The sequence below is a fragment of the Mycolicibacter senuensis genome (assembly GCF_003284925.1).
Taxonomy (GTDB): domain Bacteria; phylum Actinomycetota; class Actinomycetes; order Mycobacteriales; family Mycobacteriaceae; genus Mycobacterium; species Mycobacterium algericum_A.
Map to the genome: position 1 here is coordinate 1 of NZ_QMEX01000295.1, position 1,400 is coordinate 1,400.

At 71.4% G+C, this 1,400-nt stretch carries 2 protein-coding genes; both read left to right on the forward strand.

Going from position 1 to position 1,400, the window contains the following annotated elements:
• A partial coding sequence (locus tag DQP56_RS24955; protein WP_205868978.1) for a hypothetical protein occupies nt 1-185 on the forward strand: 185 nt, incomplete at its 5' end.
• A gap of 68 nt (nt 186-253) precedes the next feature.
• A partial coding sequence (locus tag DQP56_RS24240) for a DUF7159 family protein (protein WP_112689614.1) occupies nt 254-1,400 on the forward strand: 1,147 nt, incomplete at its 3' end.

Here is a 1,400-nt window from a genome sequence, read left to right on the forward strand (position 1 = left end):
CCGCGCCACCGCCGATCATCCCGAAACTGGAGATTCCCGGGCTCCCCGGTGGCCCGCCGATACTGGGCCCGCCCCGAGGCGGCTGGGGTCCCGGCAAAGGCCACGGCAAGGGCCCCGGCCGCGGTGGCCGCGGTGGTGGTGGTGGGATCCCGATCCCGATCCCGATTCCGGGCCTCCACTTCTGAGGTGGGGATTTATCTCGCAAACCGATAAGATGGGCTAATCAATCGGCGGCCGAAGGGGAGGAGGTGCAGTGGACATCGTGCTCGGCGTGTCGGCGGCGCCGCCGTCGGTGCGCATGGTCCTCGTCGAGGGAGAAAACGCCGGTGGCGTCACCGTCGACGAGGACGGCTTCGAGGTCGACACCGCGGGCGCGGCATTCCCCGACCAGGTGGTGTCGGCCATCCTGGGCACCCAGGAGAGCGCGCAGCAGGGCGGCTACCGGTTGGCGTCGACGGGGGTGACCGTCGCCGATCAGGTGCAGGCCGGGCAGCTGCGCGACGCCCTGGCCGACCGCCGGGTCGAGAACGTGATGCTGGTGTCGGCCTTCCTGGCGGCGGCCGCGCTGGCCCAGACGGTGGGCGGAACGATCGGCTACGAGCGCACCGCACTGATGTTCATCGAACCCCAGGGTGCGACGCTGGCGGTCGTCGACTCGACGGACGGTTCGATCACCGAAGTAAGCCGCGTGGCGTTGCCGTCCGACGACGACGCGGCGCTCGCCGAGCTGACCGCCCTGGCCGCCCGGGCCGGTCGGCTCGAGTCCCGGCCCGACGGGCTGTTCGTGGTCGGATCTGGTGTCAATGTCGGCCTGGTCAAGCCCGAGCTGGACGCGGTCAGCGCGATCCCGGTCAGTGTTCCCGAGGAGCCGGACACGGCGCTGGCACGGGGAGCGGCGCTGGCCAGCGCTCATGCCCCGCTGTTCGACTCGTCGACGTCGGCGCTGGCCTGGGCCCGCGACCCGGGGACCGGCGTGATCGACCCGGAGCTGGTCGCGCTGGCCTACGCCCAGCAGGCCGACTACGACGCCACGATCGGGGAGTATGCGCTGGCCTACAGCGCGATCCCCGACGATGCCGACAGCGGCTACCTGGCCTTCGGCGATGCGGAAAGTACCGCGAACGTCATCGCCGCCGACTATCACCCGCCGAGTGCCGGCGTGCGGCGTGCCGATGAGCTCGAGCCGGCTCAGCGCCGCAACCCGTTCCTGCTGGCCGGTAGCGGCCTCGCGGCTTTCTTCGTCGTCGGGGTTGCCTCCTTGCTCGTGGCGCTGGCGGTCAGTATCCGGCCGACCGCATCCGAGCATCCCGCGCCGAGCCAACACATCGTCGTACCGACCCAGCAGGCGCCGGCACCGGTTCCCGAGGTGGCGCCCAAGGTGCCGCCGGCAGCTCCGGTAC